Genomic DNA, 905 nt, shown 5'->3' with positions numbered 1-905 from the left:
GCCTGGAAGGTGAGCTGGCGCGATCAATATCCAGTTTCAGAAATATCCGTAGCGCCAGAGTTCATTTGGCTATTCCGAAGAGGTCGGTGTTTGTTCGTGACTCAAGAGAACCTAGTGCATCAGTTTTGATCGAGACCTCTTCTATGCGGCCAGTGACACGTGAGCAGGTTGACTCGATTGTTAATCTCGTCGCCGGAAGTGTGCCGGAAATGGATATGAGCAAAGTTACTGTTGTTGATCAAAAGGGTAATCTATTGTCTCGGAACAACGAGTCAGAAGAAGACAAGCTGGTTTCAAGGGAGTTTGAGTATTCGCGTAAAATGGAAAAAGTTCTAAATGAGCGAATTACAGGTATATTGAGTCCTATCCTCGGGGCGGATCGTTTCAGGTCAGAAGTCTCGGCTGATGTGGATTTTACCCAGGTTGAAGAAACGGAAGAGTTTTACAACCCTGACATGCAAGCAGTCCGAAGTGAACAAACCTTGGATGAGCAGCGCCAGATGATGACAGATGGCGGTGTACCAGGCGCGCTTGCTAATCAGCCTCCCGCAGCGGGTGCTGCCCCTGAAGTAGCCAACGGTGCTGGCGCTGGTGAAGGAGGTTTACCGACAAATGTGCGTAAGCAAACCACTCGCAATTTTGAGGTGGACCGCACAATCAGCTACACACGTCACCAGCAAGGTAGGCTAAAGCGCTTAACGGTTGCTGTAGCAATTGATGATATACAGAATATCAACCCGGAAACAGGTGAGGTAAGCTATACTACATGGACGGCTGAAGAGCTTGAGCGTTTGACGCTATTGGTAAGGAATGCGGTAGGGTACTCAGCCGCACGAGGTGATAGCGTAAATGTGATTAATACGCCTTTTGCACCTAAGTTTGTGGAAGCCGTACAAGAGCCGGAA

1 protein-coding gene is annotated in these 905 nt (G+C 48.8%); it reads left to right on the top strand.

The features are described from left to right. Positions 1–2 precede the first annotated feature (2 nt). The coding region (gene fliF, locus A3756_RS20720; RefSeq protein WP_368664606.1) for a flagellar basal-body MS-ring/collar protein FliF at positions 3–905 on the top strand (903 nt) is incomplete at its 3' end.

It is taken from the genome of Oleiphilus sp. HI0086, from assembly GCF_001635225.1.
Note: the sequence above shows the minus strand (reverse complement) of the source record. Positions and strands in the feature narration are given on the sequence as shown.